This window comes from Hyphomicrobium facile, from assembly GCF_900116175.1.
Lineage (GTDB): Bacteria > Pseudomonadota > Alphaproteobacteria > Rhizobiales > Hyphomicrobiaceae > Hyphomicrobium_B > Hyphomicrobium_B facile.
Window position 1 is genome coordinate 136,782 of sequence record NZ_FPCH01000004.1, and the last position, 18,383, is coordinate 155,164.

Annotated in this window: 12 protein-coding genes; 8 read left to right on the top strand and 4 right to left on the bottom strand. The window is 57.8% G+C overall.

All coding sequences use genetic code 11. From position 1 onward, the window contains the following. Positions 1-91 precede the first annotated feature (91 nt). The gene (locus tag BM399_RS18650; protein WP_092869302.1) at positions 92-1,894 is read left to right on the top strand and encodes a chloride channel protein; all 1,803 of its coding nucleotides are present in this window, start codon (positions 92-94) and stop codon (positions 1,892-1,894) included. A gap of 79 nt (positions 1,895-1,973) precedes the next feature. Here BM399_RS18650 and BM399_RS18655 read toward each other — a convergent pair whose 3' ends face one another. Continuing rightward, positions 1,974-2,402: an RrF2 family transcriptional regulator gene (locus BM399_RS18655; RefSeq protein WP_092869303.1), complete on the bottom strand. Its 429-nt coding sequence runs from the start codon at positions 2,400-2,402 to the stop codon at positions 1,974-1,976. Between the two features lie 263 nt (positions 2,403-2,665). Between BM399_RS18655 and hmpA the strand changes: the two genes are divergently transcribed. After that, entirely contained in the window at positions 2,666-3,898 is a 1,233-nt protein-coding gene (gene hmpA, locus BM399_RS18660; RefSeq protein WP_092869304.1) for an NO-inducible flavohemoprotein, read from the top strand. 659 nt (positions 3,899-4,557) lie between these two features. On the opposite strand, the gene BM399_RS18665 is transcribed toward hmpA, so the two are convergent. Next, positions 4,558-5,988 carry an aldehyde dehydrogenase family protein gene (locus tag BM399_RS18665; protein ID WP_092869305.1) on the bottom strand — a complete coding sequence of 477 codons (1,431 nt, stop codon included), beginning with the start codon at positions 5,986-5,988 and terminating at the stop codon, positions 4,558-4,560. A gap of 205 nt (positions 5,989-6,193) precedes the next feature. Then, a complete protein-coding gene (locus BM399_RS18670; protein WP_092869306.1) occupies positions 6,194-7,138 on the bottom strand; it encodes an ABC transporter substrate-binding protein in 945 nt (314 codons plus the stop codon). A gap of 154 nt (positions 7,139-7,292) precedes the next feature. Here BM399_RS18670 and BM399_RS18675 point away from each other — a divergent pair, with 154 nt between their 5' ends. Then, on the top strand, positions 7,293-8,300 hold the full coding sequence (locus BM399_RS18675; RefSeq protein WP_092869307.1) for a phosphotransferase: 1,008 nt from the start codon (positions 7,293-7,295) through the stop codon (positions 8,298-8,300). A gap of 52 nt (positions 8,301-8,352) precedes the next feature. Further along, complete coding sequence (locus BM399_RS18680) at positions 8,353-9,705, top strand: NAD(P)/FAD-dependent oxidoreductase (protein WP_092869308.1); 1,353 nt, start codon at positions 8,353-8,355, stop codon at positions 9,703-9,705. Between the two features lie 39 nt (positions 9,706-9,744). Here BM399_RS18680 and BM399_RS18685 read toward each other — a convergent pair whose 3' ends face one another. Continuing rightward, on the bottom strand, positions 9,745-10,497 hold the full coding sequence (locus BM399_RS18685; protein WP_092869309.1) for a GntR family transcriptional regulator: 753 nt from the start codon (positions 10,495-10,497) through the stop codon (positions 9,745-9,747). A 253-nt stretch (positions 10,498-10,750) separates the two neighbouring features. Between BM399_RS18685 and BM399_RS18690 the strand changes: the two genes are divergently transcribed. The 4 genes from BM399_RS18690 to BM399_RS18705 all read left to right on the top strand — a co-directional run bounded on the left by BM399_RS18690 (position 10,751) and on the right by BM399_RS18705 (position 18,368). Further along, a complete protein-coding gene (locus BM399_RS18690; RefSeq protein WP_177228220.1) occupies positions 10,751-13,141 on the top strand; it encodes a GcvT family protein in 2,391 nt (796 codons plus the stop codon). A 93-nt stretch (positions 13,142-13,234) separates the two neighbouring features. Beyond that, positions 13,235-14,263: an ATP-binding cassette domain-containing protein gene (locus tag BM399_RS18695; RefSeq protein WP_092869311.1), complete on the top strand. Its 1,029-nt coding sequence runs from the start codon at positions 13,235-13,237 to the stop codon at positions 14,261-14,263. Beyond that, positions 14,250-16,208 (top strand): ABC transporter permease, encoded by a 1,959-nt coding sequence (locus BM399_RS18700; protein ID WP_092869312.1) that lies wholly within the window; start codon positions 14,250-14,252, stop codon positions 16,206-16,208. The genes BM399_RS18695 and BM399_RS18700 overlap by 14 nt, the downstream gene beginning before the upstream one ends. Positions 16,209-16,991: 783 nt before the next feature. Further along, on the top strand, positions 16,992-18,368 hold the full coding sequence (locus BM399_RS18705; protein WP_092869313.1) for a hypothetical protein: 1,377 nt from the start codon (positions 16,992-16,994) through the stop codon (positions 18,366-18,368). Positions 18,369-18,383: the final 15 nt, after the last annotated feature.

Genomic DNA, 18,383 nt, shown 5'->3' on the forward strand with positions numbered 1-18,383 from the left:
CCCATGGCCTGCTTGCATTTATATCGCAATACGATATTTAGGTCGCCGTTGAGCTTCCAGCAGTTGCATCAGCCGCCAAAGCAGGGACGGAATGAAGCCCGTAGAGATCGATCGCACCCTCGGCGATTTTACCACGAACCCGCGCGTGCTTTTCGTCGCGTTCATCGCCGTCTTCATCGCGTCGGTCAGCGTTGCCGCTGGTGTCGCCTTACTCGCCCTCATTCGCCTATGCACGAACATCGCCTATTTCGGCGAATGGTCCTTTACGCCCCATACGATCGGTCAGATTCCGCTTGGTTGGGGCTCGATCTTGATCCCTATGGCGGGCGCGCTGATCATCGGCTTCATGGCGCGCTATGGCAGCGAGAAAATTCGCGGCCACGGAATTCCGGAGGCGTTGGAAGCCATCCTTTTGGGCCGCTCACGCGTCAGTCCGAAGGTTGCTGTCCTGAAGCCTATTTCGTCGGCGATCTCGATTGGTACTGGCGGCCCTTTCGGCGCCGAAGGACCGATCATTATGACGGGCGGCGCGCTTGGCTCGCTCATCGCTCAGATGCTCCCTGTCAGCGACAACGAACGAAAGACGCTCCTGGTCGCGGGTGCGGCTGCCGGGATGACAACGGTCTTCGGTACTCCCATTGCCGCGGTGATGCTGGCCGTCGAACTTCTGCTTTTTGAGTGGGCGCCGCGAAGCTTCATTCCTGTGGCCGTGGCCGCAGCGGTGGCCGCGGTCGAGCGAACGTATCTTCACATGCCGTCGACCTTGTTTCCCTTTTGGGCTGATGTGCAGATTTCGATCACGGGACTGTTGGGCTGGGTAACAGCAGGAGTGATCGCGGGTCTGCTCTCGGGGTGCCTCACGAAGCTCGTCTACACGACAGAGGATCTATTTTCCAAGCTACCAATCCACTGGATGTGGTGGCCGATGATCGGCGGGGCATTTGTCGGCCTCGGAGGCATGATTGACCCGCGCGCCCTAAGCGTCGGCTACGACAATATCGAGCATCTTCTCAGAGGCGATCTCTCCACCGGGAGTGCCTTATCTCTGATGCTCGTCAAAATGACGATCTGGGGAATCGCTCTCGGCTCGGGCACATCCGGAGGCGTCCTCGCCCCTCTCCTCATTATCGGTGGCGCTACAGGTATGGTTCTAACAGCCATAATGCCAACAGTGAGCGCGGGGTTCTGGCCGTTTCTGGTCATGGCCGCGATGATGAGCGGGACGATGCGCGTCCCGCTCACTGCAACATTCTTTGCAGTCGAACTGACTGGCGCAATGAACTGCTTCCTGCCCGCGATGGTGGCTTGCGTTACGGCCTATTGCGTCGCGATCCTCACAACGCGCCGCTCCATCTTGACGGAACGGCTGGCGCGGCGGGGACACCATATTGTCTGCGAATATCATGTTAGCCCGTTTGCCATGACTCGCGTCGCGGATGTGATGACGCAAAGCGTTCAGATGGTGCCGGGCTCAATGACCTTGCGCGAGGCGGCGGCACTCCTCGTCGATCCGTCAACGACGCATCCTACGTTTCCAGTTGTCGACAGACAAACACGTGTTCTCGGGATAATCGATCCCCCCGCAATCATCCGTTGGCGCCGTGAAAGACATTCACGTACGGCCACACTCGCTCAGCTTCTCGATGGAACCAAGCCAACAATCGCCTATCCTGACGACCATCTCGACGCTGTCGTCGAGCGAATGAACTCCGCGAACGTCGCCCATATGTCGGTTGTTGACAAACAAAATGGTCATCTTGTCGGGTACGTTTCCTGGAAGGACTTGATCGGCTCTCAAGCAAGTACACACGGCGAACGCCGAACGGCCTTCTTTGGAGACAAACGTGGTTCGCGCGAAGAAGAATTGCGGGCTAACGCCACCAGGACCTTTTGATACGGCGGAGCCCTTTTTTGCGGTTTGAATTTAGCTCCTCTCCGAATGGCATATCCTCCATGAATCATCCGTCACTTTCCTAACCGCCTGGCCTGGGAGGGAAATCCCGTGGCTTAAGTGCTATATCGGCGAGAGTATAACGATCCAGCGTGGCGAGAAATCCGGCTCGGGCCTCGTTGAGCACGCCACGCAATTTACAGCGTGGTGTAATCGCGCAATGATTTTCGGCGCCGAAGCATTCAACCAGCGCGAAATCGGGTTCGGTTGCGCGAATGACGTCTCCAAGACGGATTTTTTCCGGCGGCTTGGCCAGAACGACACCACCCAAACGGCCGCGGACAGAGGTGAGAAAGCCACTACTCGTGAGTTGGTTTACGACCTTCATCAAGTGGGCGCGAGAAATACCATAGATGCCGGCGGTCTCTTCAATGGTAATCCGGCGGTCGCCTTGGCTCGCTGCATAAAGAAGAACGCGCAGGCTGTAATCGGTAAAGTCCGTCAACTGCATCGCTACACCCGAGCCTCGCGCGAATATTAAAGTACCTCGAAGCTATATTTTGTCGATCCGCTTCGCAACTTGCGTAGGCGCGTCGCACAACGGCCGACCACGTCACGCTGGCGCTTCCCTGGCGGTTCAAACAGCCTATCGCATGCGCGGCAATTTGGCCGTTCCAGCTCCCTTGACCTAAAAGATATATAAAAAATATATCTTTTGCCGTTGAACTTGGCACCAGGAAAAATTCTTGGCCGCACGCATCGGAGGGAAGCACCATGCTAAGTCAGAAGACCATCCAAATCGTCAAGGCAACTGCTCCTGTTCTTCAAGAGCACGGCAATACGTTGACGCGACACTTCTACAACCGCATGTTTTCCCACAATCCGGAGGTGCTTCCCTATTTCAACCGTACGAACCAGACGGCAGGTAAGCAGCAAGCCGCGTTGGCATCTGCGATTTGCGCGTATGCAGCAAACATCGACAATCTCGGCCAGCTAAAAGAGGCGGTGGAGCTTATCGCGCAGAAGCATGCGTCGTTGCAGATCAAGCCCGAGCACTATCCCATTGTCGGCGAGAATCTCTTGGCTTCAATTCGCGAAGTACTGGGCAGCGCCGCGACTGAGGAAATCGTCGCCGCGTGGGGCGAAGCTTACGGGTTTTTGGCCGATATTCTCATCAACCGCGAGGCCCAAATATATAGCGAGGCCGCATCGGTTCCGGGAGGCTGGCAAGGGTTCCGCCGCTTCATCGTATCGAAGAAAGAGCAGGAAAGCAGCATCGTAACATCGTTCTATCTGACTCCCGAAGACAAAGGTCCGCTGCCAACCTTCAAGCCCGGCCAATATATCACCATTCGCGTGCATACCGCTGACTGGCAGACGACTATGCGTCAGTATAGCCTCTCCGCCAAACCTAATTCGGATTGGCTGCGCATCAGCGTGAAGCGAGAAGACGGCGTCGGCGGAACAGCACCGGCAGGCTATGTCTCGAATCTATTGCACGACTCTCTGGCTGTCGGCGCGATATTGGAAGTGGCTCCTCCGTGCGGCGAATTCTTTCTGCATCAGGACGATGAGAACGAGCGGCCGTTGGTCCTCATCGCAGGAGGTATCGGAATTACGCCGTTGATGAGCATGCTGCAAACTGCTCTGGATAGGTTTCCGAAGCGCGAAGTTGCCTTTATTCACGGTTGCCAGAACGAAGAAGTGCAGGCTTTCAAAGCGACCGTCGAAGAACTCAAGGCACAGCACAACAACTTGCATGCGCACTTTCGCTATCTCGATCCGCAAAGGCCCCTCGGCAGCGATGGCATTGCAACCAGCAAAGGCTTCATCGATGCAAAGCTGATCGAGACGATGATCAGCAATCGCGACGCAGAGTATTATTATTGCGGCCCGACGCCTTTCCTCGCCAAAATGCATCGCCTTCTGAACGCGTGGAATGTGCCGCACGCGCAGCAACATTTCGAATTCTTTGGGCCAAAGGCTGAGCTCGCAGCATTTGCGTGAAATTGCTCAGGACCATCACGGGCGGGCTTCTGATAAGGCCACTTCCCAAACGACAGAGCCTTTTCGTAGGTTCGCCCCCCGTGATGACGCCATCCACGCTTGACATGAATTTCTGGAAGCCGTGGTCCTCGCCTTCGGTTGGAAGGCCTTCCAGCCAGTCAATGTCGCCACCGAGACGCGCAATGAACCCGCCGAGACTGCTCGCAATGAAGACGTGGCCTGTGGTCATAGCGAAAGAATAGCCCCGCGCTGCTATCACGCGAGGTAGCATGTCGACAAGTGACCCGGAGCGGTCGAAATCGCCTTGTACGCTAAATGGTGAGCGACGCACCCGATCGACGCATAAACCACACGTCCCATCTGTCGGCGAGCGTCTGTTTTCCGGCAATGCCTGGACAGCCGTTGGGTCGCTGTATCCCAAAAGCAGACCTCGGACGATGATCGTTCCGATCAGTCGATAGTTGTGCGCGGAATGTCCGCATTGAGGTGGCGAGCTGTCATCATAGAAGCGACGGCGATAGCCGCAACTGACCCAAAGCGGACTCCGATCGTCAAAGTGCTTCCGGCGCGCGGGTACGCTATCTACGCCGGCCCAGGCAAACATGTGTCGCCAATTCAAGTGTGGAGGGCAGTCAGATCGATCCGAGTTTTCCTCTCGGTCACGCTGAACCGTAACCGATGACGGCTTTCACTTCCAGAAAGTCGTGGATTCCCCATTCACCGCATTCCCGCCCGTTCCCCGATTGCTTGAACCCACCAAAAGGCGCGGACATATCCGACGATGGATAATTGATCTTCACGTTCCCCGCACGGATCCGACGGGCAACTCTGCGAGCACGCTCCAGATCCGCAGATTGGACGTTGGCGGAGAGGCCGTAGGGCGTATCGTTCGCGATCTCTATGGCCTGTTCCTCACTGTCATAAGGCATGATGGACAGCACCGGACCGAAGATCTCCTCGCGCGCGATCGTCATGTCCGGACGCACGTTACCGAACACGGTGGGGCGCACGTAGTAGCCGCGGTTCAGGCCTTGCGGGCGTCCGGGGCCACCGGCGACGAGCGTCGCACCTTCTTGGATGCCGCTTTCGATAAGCCGCTGAATCTTTTCGAACTGAATCTTGCTCGAGACAGGGCCCAGGTCGATCCCATTGGACTTCGGATCGCCGACCTCGATGCTGTCGGCCGTCCCCTTCGCCACGGACAACGCCTCAGCGTGCAATTCGCGCGGTACCAGCATGCGAGTCGGCGCGTTGCAGGATTGGCCGGAATTACCGAAGCAGCTTTGCACGCCTTTCTTGACCGCAAACGCAAGATCGGCATCCGGCAGAATAATGTTGGGAGACTTTCCCCCAAGCTCCAGTGCAACCCGCTTCACTGTGTCGGCCGCCAACTTGGTCACCAGAACTCCAGCGCGGGTCGAACCCGTGAAAGAGATCATGTCTATGCCTAAATGGGTGGACATGGCTTGCCCGACCGTCAGCCCATCTCCATTGATCATATTATAGACGCCGCCCGGTACGCCCGCTGCGTGCATCACCTCTGAAAAGAGGATTGCACTCACCGGCGCAATCTCGCTTGGCTTGAGCACCATCGTACAGCCCGCGGCGATTGCCGGACCGACTTTGCAGGCGATCTGGTTCATCGGCCAGTTCCAAGGCGTGATTAGTCCAGCCACGCCGACGCCCTCGAACACGATGCGTGTGTTGCCGCGCTGCTCCTCAAACTCATAGCTTTCAAGCGCGGTGAGCGTCGACACGAGTTGAGCGAGGCCGGCCGCCGCCTGGCTGTCGCGCGCCATGCCGATTGGTGCTCCCATCTCGTCGGAGATTGCGCGAGCAATATCATCGAGACGGTCGCTATAAGCTTTGATGATCCGCCTCAGGAGAGCCACGCGATCGCCCTTGCTCGTCTGCGAGAACGCGGAGAACGACCTACGAGCCGCCGCGACTGCGCGGTCAACATCCGCGGCCGAGCCGAGCGAGATCTTCGTGAATGGGTCTTCAGTCGCGGGGTTTATGACGTCCAGAGTGCGAGGCGCGACCGGATCGACCCAAACCCCGTCGATGTAGAACTTCAGATGATTGTTCATAGATTCGTTCCAAAACTCGTGACAGTGCACGCGACTTAGGATGGGCATTAGTCTGAGGATTGCCGGCGAGGATCAAGCGGCCGTCGCACACATTCACCACACGACGGCAGTGAACCGGGGGCGTTCAGCGATACAAACAATCGGCGGCGTAGACGTTACACGCTGATGAAAAGTTGGCGGCGAGCCATGCCCGCCGCCTCACACCTTACTTCCAGCCTTCCCAGACCGGTTTGTTTGCGTCAATCCATTCGTTGGCAACGGCTTTAGCGTCCTGCCCTTCAACGTCGATCTTAGCGATTAGGTGGCCATACGACTTCTCGTCGAACTTCATGTTCTGGAGCAGCGTGTAGGCTCCTGGCCATTTGTCCTTGCCGCCGATCCATGCAGCTTTTGCCACATCGCCGCGTGGTTTGCCGCAATCGTATTTGGCGTCCGGGTTGGGGCCCACTTTAGGGTCATTGTAGCATTCTTCACTGTAGGCCGGGAATTCCACGAACTCCCCTTCATATTTCGTGGGCCACCAATGCGGCGACCAGCCCCAGATCATGACCGGCGCCTTGCGTTTGTATGCAGAGTCGACCTCGGCCCAGAGGGCTACATCGCTGCCCGCGTGAATCACTTTCCACGGCAGGCCGAGTGCGGCGACCCGATCCTCGTCATGTCCTTCCCAATCGGCCGGCCCACCGAGATAGCGGCCGAGATCTCCGGTCTGCGCAGTCGCGAAGGCCTTGGCACAATCCTTCTCCAACAGCGCATGCCAATCGGGAAGCGTCGGACAGAACTTTTTCACGTAGGTCGGATACCACCACTCTTCCTGGGCGCGAATACCAAGCTTGCCCATGTTGATAAGGCCGCCCTTCTTCAATCCCTCCTCAAAGCGGACGCCCTGCGTCGTCGGCCAGATCTCGGTTTGGAAGGTGATGTCCCCAGTCTCCAATCCGGCGAACTGTGCCATGGCATCCGCCTGCACATAGTTCACCTTGTAGCCCTCGCGCTCAAGGATGCCGCCCAGAATATATGAGCTGACGTTTTGACTGCTCCAGTTGTTCAGAGCGATCGATATCGGATCGGATGAATCCGACCGTGCAGTCGTGGTGCCTGTGAACAGACCAATGAACCCAACAGAGAGCAGTAAATTGCGCGAGAGCATCTTTGGGACTCCTTTCGCTCCTGAACCCACAGTCATGAAGTCAGACGTTGCCAACCGGCATCGCGCCGTGGTATAGACCAATGGTATAGACCATGGGCCGGCGTCGGGCAAGCGAATTAGCGCGTCGATAACAACAAGGGGGGTGAACGTGGAGATGGGAATCGGTACTCACGCGAGACATTCCGATGTCGAGAGCATTAGCCGCGATTGGTCACGAGAACAGTGCGAAGCCTACATCGCATCTCTGCCAATCTGGAGCGCGCCAGTTAAGCCGATGCTTGAGTGGCTTGTCGGAGGTCTCATCAACCGCAATTGGATCGTCCACGACGGGGCTTCGAAGTATGTGGCTCGCGTCTTTTTTGACGCTGGTGTTCAAGGCATCAGCGAACAATCTGTTCTCGCAAGCACCCGGGCCGCCGCCGAGATCGGCGTGACGCCTAAGGTGAGGTATTCCGAGCCTCACCTTACCGTCGTCGACTTCATCGACGGACGAAACCTCACGGAGCAGGAGCTGACCGACAAGACGATTGTCGGACGCTGCATGGAAAAGCTTGGCATCCTGCACGCTGGTACCACCGCCATTCGGTCACCCATCAACTATCACTGGCGCCCGCTCGTGATCCGTAATCTCATCCGATGGAACGTCGAGAACAACAGCCCCCACGCCTCTGCGGTAACTGAAGTGTTGCCGCTGGTCGAAAAGCTCGAGCGCAAAATACGCCCGTTCACGCCTTGCTTCACCCACAATGATCTCGCCCACGTCAACGTGATGTTGGATCGGAACGACGAGATGTGGCTGATCGACTGGGATTTTGGCGCCGTCGGCCATCCAATGTCGGACATTTCAGATTTCCTGTCGTACGGCCCGCCGACGCATGAGATCGAGCACCACGCCATCAAAACCTATCTCGGGGCCCAAGCATCGTCTGCCGAGTTCGAGCGTGCCATGCAGGACTACCGGATCTCCCTGCTCCTCACTTATTGTTTCCAGTTTACCTGGGCCGGAGCCGTCGACCATTCCACGCATAAAACCGCGGAGGATATTCGCGAGAGCATGCAGACGATCTTGCCCGACCAAGAAGCCTCCTACAGAGGCTTTATGAATATGGCACGGGAACGCCTCGAAGCATCGCTCGTGCGCTTCAAGAACTTCCTCGACTAGTAACGGCACTGTTCGCAGTTGCCTCCCGTTTCGCGAAAGATTTTCTTCAAACATGCATTTTTCCAACACAGCGATGAAACCGTACTGGTGGGATGCAGTGGCGCTGGACCGCGGCAGGTCCGGCGTCGAGATCCCTCGCGAAACGGATGTCCTCATTATCGGTAGTGGATATACGGGGGCCTCTGCCGCTCTGACGTTGGTCCAGACGGGAGCCAAGGTGATCGTCGTTGATGCACTCCGCATCGGCGAGGGCGCGAGCACCCGGAACGGCGGCCAGGTACTTGCAGGCGTCAAGCGACCGCGTGACGAGCTTGCCGGCGATCTTGGGAATGTGCTCGCGGACAAGATCGTAGCCGAGACAGAAGCCGCCTTTGATTTCTTCGAGGAGCGCCTCAACACGATCGGCAACACCGCCCATTACGTCAGATCTGGCGCATTCATCGGGGCTCACACGCGATCGGTCTTCGAGACCATGAAACGCCGTGCGCCAGGCCTGCGGGAAGCGACCGTCGTCGCGCGCTCGCAAGTCGAAAGTGAAGTTGGCACCAGCACCTTTTTTGGTGGGATGATAAGGGCGCGGGGCGGTCAGGTCCATCCTGGGCTTTACCATCAAGCACTCGTCGACGCTGGCCTCAGGAATGACGTGCAATACTTCGAATATAGCCGCGTCGTCGCCGTGCGGAGAGCTGCGGATGGCTTCGAGACCGAGATCGAAACGATCGCGCCGCAGACCGGCAAATCGGAAGTTCGACTTGTGAGATCAAAAGAGGTCCTACAGGCGACAAACGGATATACGCCGCAATCCATGAAGTGGTTCGCTTCGCGCGTCGTTCCGGTATCCAGCCATATCATCGCGACCGAACCGCTCGATCCCGTACTGGCCAAAAAACTGATTCCACGCATGCGCGCCATTTCCGATACCCGGCGAATGCTCAGCTATTTTCGCATGTCTCCCGATGGACAGCGTCTTATCTTCGGTGGGCGCGCCAGTCTCCTAGAGATCGACGCACTGAGCGGCGGCAAACGTCTTCACCGCATGATGTGCAGCTTCTTCCCAGAACTGCGCGGCGTGCGGATTTCACACTCCTGGTTCGGAAAGGTCGCGTTCGCTGAGGATCAACTGCCGCACTTCGGCGTCAGCCCGGACGGCGTCTACTACTCGGGGCCTTGCAATGGGCGTGGTGTGGCCCTCGGCACGTATCTCGGTCACCGGACGGCTCTCAGAATGCTTGGCCAATCGCAGCCGGGAAATTCCCTAGATTATCTCAACCACCGCGTCATCCATCCAGGGTATAGCGGAAATCCTTGGTTTTTGCCCGTCGTCGGTCTGTGGTATCGGCTTCAGGACACGGCCGATATCTGGCGTAGCGCGGTCTCCGACCGATTGAAGAACCGCACGGATTGAGGCGAGGCTAAACGAAAATTGCGACGCCCTGAGTGCCGACTATTCGTAGTTTACCGTCAGGCTGAAGTTGGCAAAATCACCGCGCCACGCATTAAAACCCATCGCGATGGGCTCCGATCTCTTATCGTAATAAACGTGCGAGATACCAACACCGCAACTCCCTTCCGACACGCCGAGCAGTTTCGCTTCGGCTGCACTAAAGTTTTGGAGGTTCAAGTTGATCTCGGAACGGGCGATCTTCACGTTGTAGCGAAACGCCCAGAGACGAGAGATCGATTTCTCGAGTTCGTTGTCGAGCAGCGCCGGAAATCGCTTGGCTGATGCGTACAGAGCCTCGATCATCACCGGAACGTCCCCTATTCGCATCAATCGGCGGACTAGGTAGACTTCCGCACCAAGTGGGACACGGAGTTTTTCTCTCACCCGGGCGTCTGGGCGGATGACCTTCGCTTCAAGAACCTCAACGCTCGGTCGCCCGCCGCGCGCCTCGATTTTGTGCAAGAAGCTGGCGGATCGACCGAGCGCATACTCGAGCCGAGTTGGTGCCACGAACCATCCTTGGCGGACTGTCCGATAGATGAGGCCGCCTTCCTCGAGAGACTTATAGATTTGACGGGCGGTCATCCGGCTGATGCCGAGTTCCTCGCTGAGGTCGCGCTCCGACGGGAGCTGCGTATCGGGAGGCAACTCGCCACTGGCGATCCTCGCCGCGAAGTTATCTCGTCCGCGGATGTAGATGGGCTTGTCGGAATCGTCCCGAGGGGACGCCGTCTTGCCTAGGCGCTTTCTCACAATCGTTCCTCAATGGTGGCCGGTTAGGACGCGAATCCCGTTCTAAGATCATTCGCTCGACGACATGTCTAGCATATTACCTTCTGCACTCCGATTTGCGCGCACCCTCCCATACGAGAATTCACAACGGACGTATTGCAGGGGCTCGCCCTGACCAGTTCCAAAATCGATTTGCCCGCAACTACGCTCTAGACGGATTGCCCTGATTGGTATAGACCAGAATGCATGATCACGGCGTCTCATGGAGCGGTCATTGAGCAAGATTTATGCGGATGTTCTAATCGTCGGTGGCGGGATCATCGGATGTTCCATCGCATATCACTTGGCCAAGTCTGGCGCCAAAAACGTGATGCTGATCGAAAAGAATGGCCTGACCCATGGATCGACTTGGCATGCGGCGGGCGTTGTAGGCCAATTGAGAAGCGCGCGCGCGCTCAGCGCAATGGTCCAGACGAGCATCAAGCTCTACGCGGAACTCGAAGAGATCACGGGCCAGGCTACAGGCTGGCGCCAGACGGGAAGCCTCCGCTTGGCATCCCGCGCCGCGCGGATGAATGAGTACAGGCGTGCCGCGACATTCGCGAAAGGCCTAGGCGTTCAGGCCGAGCTGATCACTCCCGAGGCCGCCAGAGACCTTCTACCAATCCTCAACATCGACGACCTCGAGGGCGCTCTCTATGTCCCCTCGGACGGTGTTGCCGATCCCTCCATGGTCACGAATGCGCTGGCCACTGGCGCTCGGAAGAACGGTGTCCAGATTCGCGAAGGCGTTTGCGTACTCGGCATCAACCGAAGCGGCAGAACAATAACTTCGGTGAAGACAAATATCGGCGAGATCGAGTGCGGGGTTCTCGTCAACGTAACCGGAATGTGGGCTCGTGAGTTCGGTCAGCTGATGGGCGTTGAGCTTCCATGCTGTGCTATCGAGCACCAATACATCATAACGCAAGCTGTTCCCGGAGTGACGGCCAATATGCCGTCGGCGCGGGATCCCGATTTGCGCATCTACTACAAGCCAGAATCCAACGGCTTGATTGTCGGTGCGTGGGAGCCCGATCCCGTCAGCTTCGACGAGAGCGGCATCCGCCCGTCCTTCGGGCAGGAGCTGTTGCCGCCGGATCTTGATAGAATTGCCCCTTACATCGAGAACGCAGCCAAACGGACCCCCATCATCGAGAACCTCGGCATCCGGGAGGTTGTCAATGGGCCGATACCGTTCTCGGCAGACGGAGACGCCATCGTCGGGCGCATTCCAGATTTGGACAACGCCTTCGTGGCCGCCGGCTGTTGCATCGGGATCGCGCTCGGAGGTGGCCTGGGCCAAGCGATGGCCCAATGGATCACTAGCGGCTCCCCTTCCCTCGATCTCTGGCCGATCGACATACGTCGTTATGGACCGATGCAGGGCAGCCGCTCTTACATGTATCCGAGAGCACACGAGATCTACCACAACCACTATGGGATCGGATATCAGTGGGTGAGCTGTCGAACGATGCGCACGAGCCCGCTGTATCGCACACTGAAAGATCGGGGAGCTCGATTTGACGTAACCGCGGGATGGGAACACGCTTCGTGGTTCGCGCAGAACAGCGACGGATCGGTCGAGACGGCCGTTGGAGAGGAAACCTATGCCAACGCCCTGCAGCAAGAGCATCGGGCCGCGCGCGATGCCGTCGGGCTGTTTGACCTTACGCATCTCGCCAAGTTTGAGGTTATGGGTAAAGACGCTTTAACAGCGCTTCAGCGGCTCTCAACGGCGAACGTGGACGTCGCCCACGGCGCTACTGTCCAAACTTTGTTTTGCAACGAGAACGGCGGCATCGAAGCCAACGTGGCAATCACGAGGCTGAATGACGATCGCTTCTATGTTGTAACTCAGGCCGTCAGTGGAGTGCGCGATCGCGATTGGATCGTTCGCCATACACTGGATCTCTCACATGTGCATCTGATCGACGTAACCTCCGCCTGGGCCGTTCTGCTTCTGACTGGTGCATGCGCACAAAACTTCGTCGACACGCTGCTTGATCGCGAGTTTCGATTGCCGAAAGGAACTCACGCTCAAGGCTGCGAGCACATTTTGGCCAGCGCCCCGGTTCGGATTATCCCAAGCTCTTATCAGCCGTCCGAGGCCATTGAGCTGCACGTGCCTACCGAGTTCGCAAATCACGTCTACTCAGTGGTCCAAACAACCGGCGCGTCGTTCAATCTACGCGATTGTGGATTGCACGCACTCGATATCCTGCGGATCGAACGTGGCACGCTAGTCTGGGGAACCGACATCACCTCAGATACCACGCCGCACGAAGCAGGCCTCGGCAATTGCATCGCCGGAGAGAAGGCAGCATGCATCGGACGTGAAAATATCCTCGCCGAAGCGGCGCGAGGTTCGGGGCGAAAACTTTGGGCCTTTGTTGCGGACGGCCCTCTTCCATTGCGCGGAGGAGAGCTGGTCAAGTGGAATGGCGGGAACTCCCTCACCACCAGCGGCTGCTTTTCATACGATTTCAAACTTCCAATCGCGTTCGCATACCTCCCAATCGAAGCCGAGGCCGCAGAGCGCTTCGAGATCGAGGCGTACGGAGAAACCACCGGCGCGAGGAAGATCGATCTCGACGAACTTCGACGACGGTCTCCCTTGCTCTGAGATCGACCGAACCTCGGCGCGCATCGCTCGGCTCACGCAATATTTTGAACGGGAATCAAAGGCTTGTCCGTGGCAACATCAGATCACCAAACCATGGCCAAGCTATCCTGCCGCAACTTGTGGAAGATCTATGGCGTCCCACCAGGGGTGACGCTTGCCCAACCGCCGACCGAGAAGGAGATGGCGCTTCAACACTGGGTGCCGGCGCTCCAGGATATCTCTCTCGATATCATGCCAGGTGAGGTCTTTGTCGTGATGGGCCTGTCGGGCTCCGGCAAGTCGACGCTGCTTAGATGCTTGAGCCGCCTAGTCGAGCCAACAATCGGGCAGCTCTTGTTCGAGGGAAACGACCTTCGGGCCCTCAATGAGCGCGAGCTCGCGGAGCTTCGGCGGGACAAGATGGGCATGGTGTTCCAGAACTTTGCCCTGTTTCCGCATCTCACCGTGCTCGAGAACGTCATGTTCCCGATGAAGATCCTACACGTACCTCTTGACGCGCGCCGCAAGCACGCACGGGAACTCATCACACAGGTTGGGCTTTCAAATCGCGAGAGCAGCTATCCGCGGGAACTTTCCGGCGGTCAACAGCAGCGTGTCGGCATTGCCCGTTCGCTCGCTGGCAATCCCGAGGTTTGGCTTCTGGACGAACCTTTCTCCGCTCTCGATCCGTTGATACGACGGGAGATGCAGGACGAGGTTCTGAAGCTTCAGGCTATACTCAAGAAGACCGTCGTTTTCATCACGCACGATTTCGCCGAGGCGGTCCGCGTTAGCGACAGAATGGCCATCCTGCGCGACGGCAAGGTCATTCAGACGGGAACTCCGGAGGAACTGGTTCTCAACCCTGCAACGGAATATGTCGCAAAGTTCACGAGCGACGTTGCAAGGCACGCGGTGATCTCGGTCGGCGCGATCATGGGCCCGGCAGATCCCGCGACCGCAGGCGCGGCACCGGTTCCAGCTTCGTCAAAAATAGGCTCCGTAGCCGAACGCCTTTTCGCATCCGGCAGCCCCATCCCAGTTGTAGACGAACAAGGCAAGATTGTCGGATCCATCGGTCCCGCCGCTCTGTCCAAGGCGCTGTTCCCTAGAGTTCCCGAGATTGCGCATGCTTCGAACTAGCAGCTTCCACATCGGAAAGCTTGGCGCGCTGCCGATCGTACCCATCGCTCTGCTCACGGTTTGCGCGATCGTTGCTGCGTTTCTTCCGGTGGCCTCGATCTATCCTCAATCGGCAGTCGTGCCGATCAGCCGATGGGTCGGCGCTTTCATGGACTGGCTTGTCCACGATCTCGATTTCGGACTTTTCACCTTTCGCGAGATGACACGATGGTTCGCCGCGATCGCGAACTGGCCGATGGCCATGCTCAACATGGCGCTCTGGAAGGGGTTCCAGGGGATCGCCGCGGTCTCCTGGGTCGGCGTAATCGTCGCCGTGACATGTCTTGGCTACTGGGTCGGACGATGGCGTCTCGCACTCCTCGCTTTGATTAGCTTTGGATACTTTGCGGTATTTGGGTTCTGGGAGTCAGCCATGATGACTCTGAGCTCGATCATTATGGCCGTACCCTTGAGCTGCATTCTCGGTGTTGCCGCTGGAGCTCTCTGCGCCAGAACTCCGCGGGTCGAGGTCGCAGTCACGGTTGCGTTGGACTTCATGCAGACAGTTCCGGTGTTCGCCTACCTGCTTCCGGTTCTCTTTCTGTTCGGGTTTTCGCCGGTCTCGGCGGCATTGGCGACGGCGATCTATGCCGTACCTGCAATGGCTAGAGCGACGATCCTGGGGATGAAATCCGTTCCAACGGAGATCTCCGAATACGGACTGATCGCAGGTCTCACGCGCCAGCAACTCGTCTGGGCCGTTCTCATCCCGGCATCGAGAGACTCGCTGATGCTCGGCTTGAATCAGGTCATCGTTTTATCCCTCAACGCGGTAATCATCGCGTCGCTGATCGGAGCCGGTGGGCTGGGGTTCGACGTGCTGAGCGCGCTTCGCAGCCTGCGCATAGGCAAGGGCCTCGAGGCCGGCATAGCAATCGTTCTCCTGGCAATATTCTTGGATCGGATTTCTGCTGAGATTGCTGAGGTGAGCACTAGAGCGCCTCAGCGCGGAGCGGGTGAGGCCCAGCTGGGCCGCAGTTTGCTGATCGTCGGCGCGACCATGCTTATGCTTACGACCGTGCTCGCGAATTGGGTCGGCTGGCTAGCGGCCTATCCCCGTGCGTTCGTTCTCACCACGGGCCCGTACATCACCCAGGCCGTCGATTACATCAACGTGAACTATTTCTCTGTTATCGATAGCGTGGCGTCGTTCCTCTATCTCTCGGTTCTCAACCCCGTGCGCGATGCTTTCACGGGCCTTCCCTGGCTAGTCGGAGTGGCCGCAATATTCGCGGTGGGATACCAGGTTCGGTCGGTCCTCTTCGGCGCGCAGATGGCGGCACTTTCTATGTTTCTTGTGGTGACTGGCCTCTGGCATGCTGCGATGATCACCTGCTATCTGATCAGCATATCCGTCATCCTCGCGCTTCTGATAGGTTTTCCGCTCGGAATTCTGGGAGGATTGAACGCGATCTTCTCCCGGCCGCTCCAAATTCTGTGTGACATCCTTCAGACGCTGCCTTCTTTCATCTACCTGATCCCCGTCATCATGCTCTTTCGCGTGGGCGACATACCGGCAATCCTGGCCGTCGTGTGCTATTCGATTGCGCCGATCATCCGATACACAGACGCCGGACTACGGGGCGTTGATCCGTCGCTCATCGAAGCCTCCAAGGCCATGGGATGTAGCCGTATACAAAGCCTCTCGTTTCTCAGACTGCCGTTAGCCGTTCCTACGATCCTGCTCGGGCTCAATCAGACAGTTATGCTCGCGATCTCTATGCTGGTCCTTACTGCACTCGTCGGAACGGAGGATCTCGGCCGCGACGTCTATGTTGCGCTGAGCCACGCTGACAGCGGTGCCGGTCTCGTCGCCGGCTGCGGCATCGCATTCATCTCCATTATCGCGGACCGGGTTATCCGGGCGACCGCAGATAACAGACGGAAAGCTCTAGGATTCAACTAGGTCAACTGCGGTTCTGGCTAACAACGTCCGCTCCTGGCCCATAGCGTCATTTGGAGGCCGTCTGCTTTGGATGGCGATACAGACGTAATCGCGACGCACATAACGTGGGGTGACGGCGAATGAAGATAGGTCCGCTTTCTCGGCTCTGCAGACATTGCCGCCTACACGCGATAGCGATGCGCTGAAGATGGGCATTGTAGGCTTTCCGGAATGCAAAACCGTGCGCGATTTTTTGCTCGCAGCGTACACATCCTCTAATCCGGAATCCACTTCCCGCCCTCGGGAACTTTCATTGCTTGGTATCGAAGTTGATCATGGGAACTGAAGCCGAGTCGTCGAATCTGGAAGTTCTAGTGCGGCTCAGAAAGACCATCGCATTTTAGCCGCTGCGTGCTGAGAAAGGCGGTCTCGAAGCGTTCAGATCATCGGCGGTAAGGGCAGCTTCCAAAGCAAAAGCAGACTTCGGCCGACCAAGACGAGCCGTTCGGACGGACCATTTCGTGCTCGTCGTCGGGGAACTCTGTGCGGTATTCTTCTAGATATCCCTCAGCCCCCCAGAGTTGTGGCAGGCTGGGCACGACACCTCTCGTGAATTATAGCGCAGTCAAGCTTCGTTATTGCAAATATCCACAGCAGCAATTAGTCTTCACAGAGACTAACTGAACGACTCTAATTCGATATTTCATATTTTGGGGCTGAGGTGCGCGTTCTGCGCCTTGGGGGGCCTAGTACATGCGTATTTTGGCCGTGGTGCTAGCCGCGCTTAGTGTTTGCGCGTGCTCAATGTTGAATTCTTCCCTGCTTCCACAAGGACCCGACAGCCTCGGCGCGGACGGCCGCCCGGCCTGCGAGAGCACGACCGGTTCCTACAATTTGTCGAAGACCTATCTTCGCGTCAAAGTCGACCTGAAGGGTACAACCGCCCAGGACCACGACAAGAGACTTGAACTTGCCGGCGTCGACATACTGCACCGCCCGGATCGCGACAAAGGCTATTGCCTCGATTACGCGGCAAGCCCGACGGCGCACGACATGGTCAAGATCTTCAAAGTCAGAGAAGGCCGCGTACTTACAAAACCCACAACCGCAAACGCGACACCAGAGCCCGTCCAAGATGCCGAACTCGCGGCGAGCGGCAGCGGGCTTCTGCACGCCATCTCGACAGATGCCATCGACGAATCGGCATACATCCTGAAAACCATTATCCGAACGATCTTCATCGGCATCTCCGGCAATCCGAATTTCGCCGAGACCTCTGCGGTCCAAGGGCGGTCGGTCAATGGCGCAGCCGTCAACGACCGCGTTGTCGATGTCGAGTACGATCCTTTCGATCTCGCACAGAGTGCACTCGTAAACAGCACGCTCAGCCAGCTTGGCTTCTGCATCATCCTCCAGGGCGTGACGGTGCCGCGCGACCACGGCACCATCGCCACATACTGCGATGATCCGCGCCGGGCCGTCGAAAAAAACATTCGCATGGTCAACGCTCTGCGCCTCGCGGAAGACCCGCCCGAGACGCTATCGTCCCGCGGCGTGTTCTACCGGCCACGCATCCCCTTCACCGTTCTGCTGTTCCTCAACGCGAACAGAGGCTCGGCGCAGGCGAAGGCAAAATGGGAATTGCGTGGCAGCGAGGTCGTCGAACTCGAGAACGTATCGCCGATCCTCGCCATTGACGTCGAGAGGGCCTTCTTCGCCGAGCGCAAGACGACGGTCATGTTCGACCAGGGCGCACTGACCAACGTCTGCGTGTTCAAGACGAGTGAACTTGTACAATTCGTCGACGTGCCGCTCGAAATCGCCAAAAGCATGGTCGCGCTTCCCGCCAACATCATACAGGTCCAGATTGATCAAACGGCCGGCCAGAGAAATCTCTTGGCGGCCCAGAACCAGCTGATGCAGGCCGAAGTTCGTAGGTTGCAGGCCGAACAGGCCCTGACGACGACGGCGCTCGGCCAGGCGCTCAGCAAAGATGAATCAAGCAAAGTCGCAGCTGACGCCGCAAAGAGCCAAGCCAACCAACTAATCGGGGATCTGCTGGAGGACCAACTCGCTGCCCAGGAGAAGGACGCCAACAGCGGCATTCACGAGCTGAATGGCGACTTCGAGACCACCTGCCCGCAAGCAAATGTCAAGGAAATTACGGCGGGAGCTCTGTGATCTCTAGGAATGCGC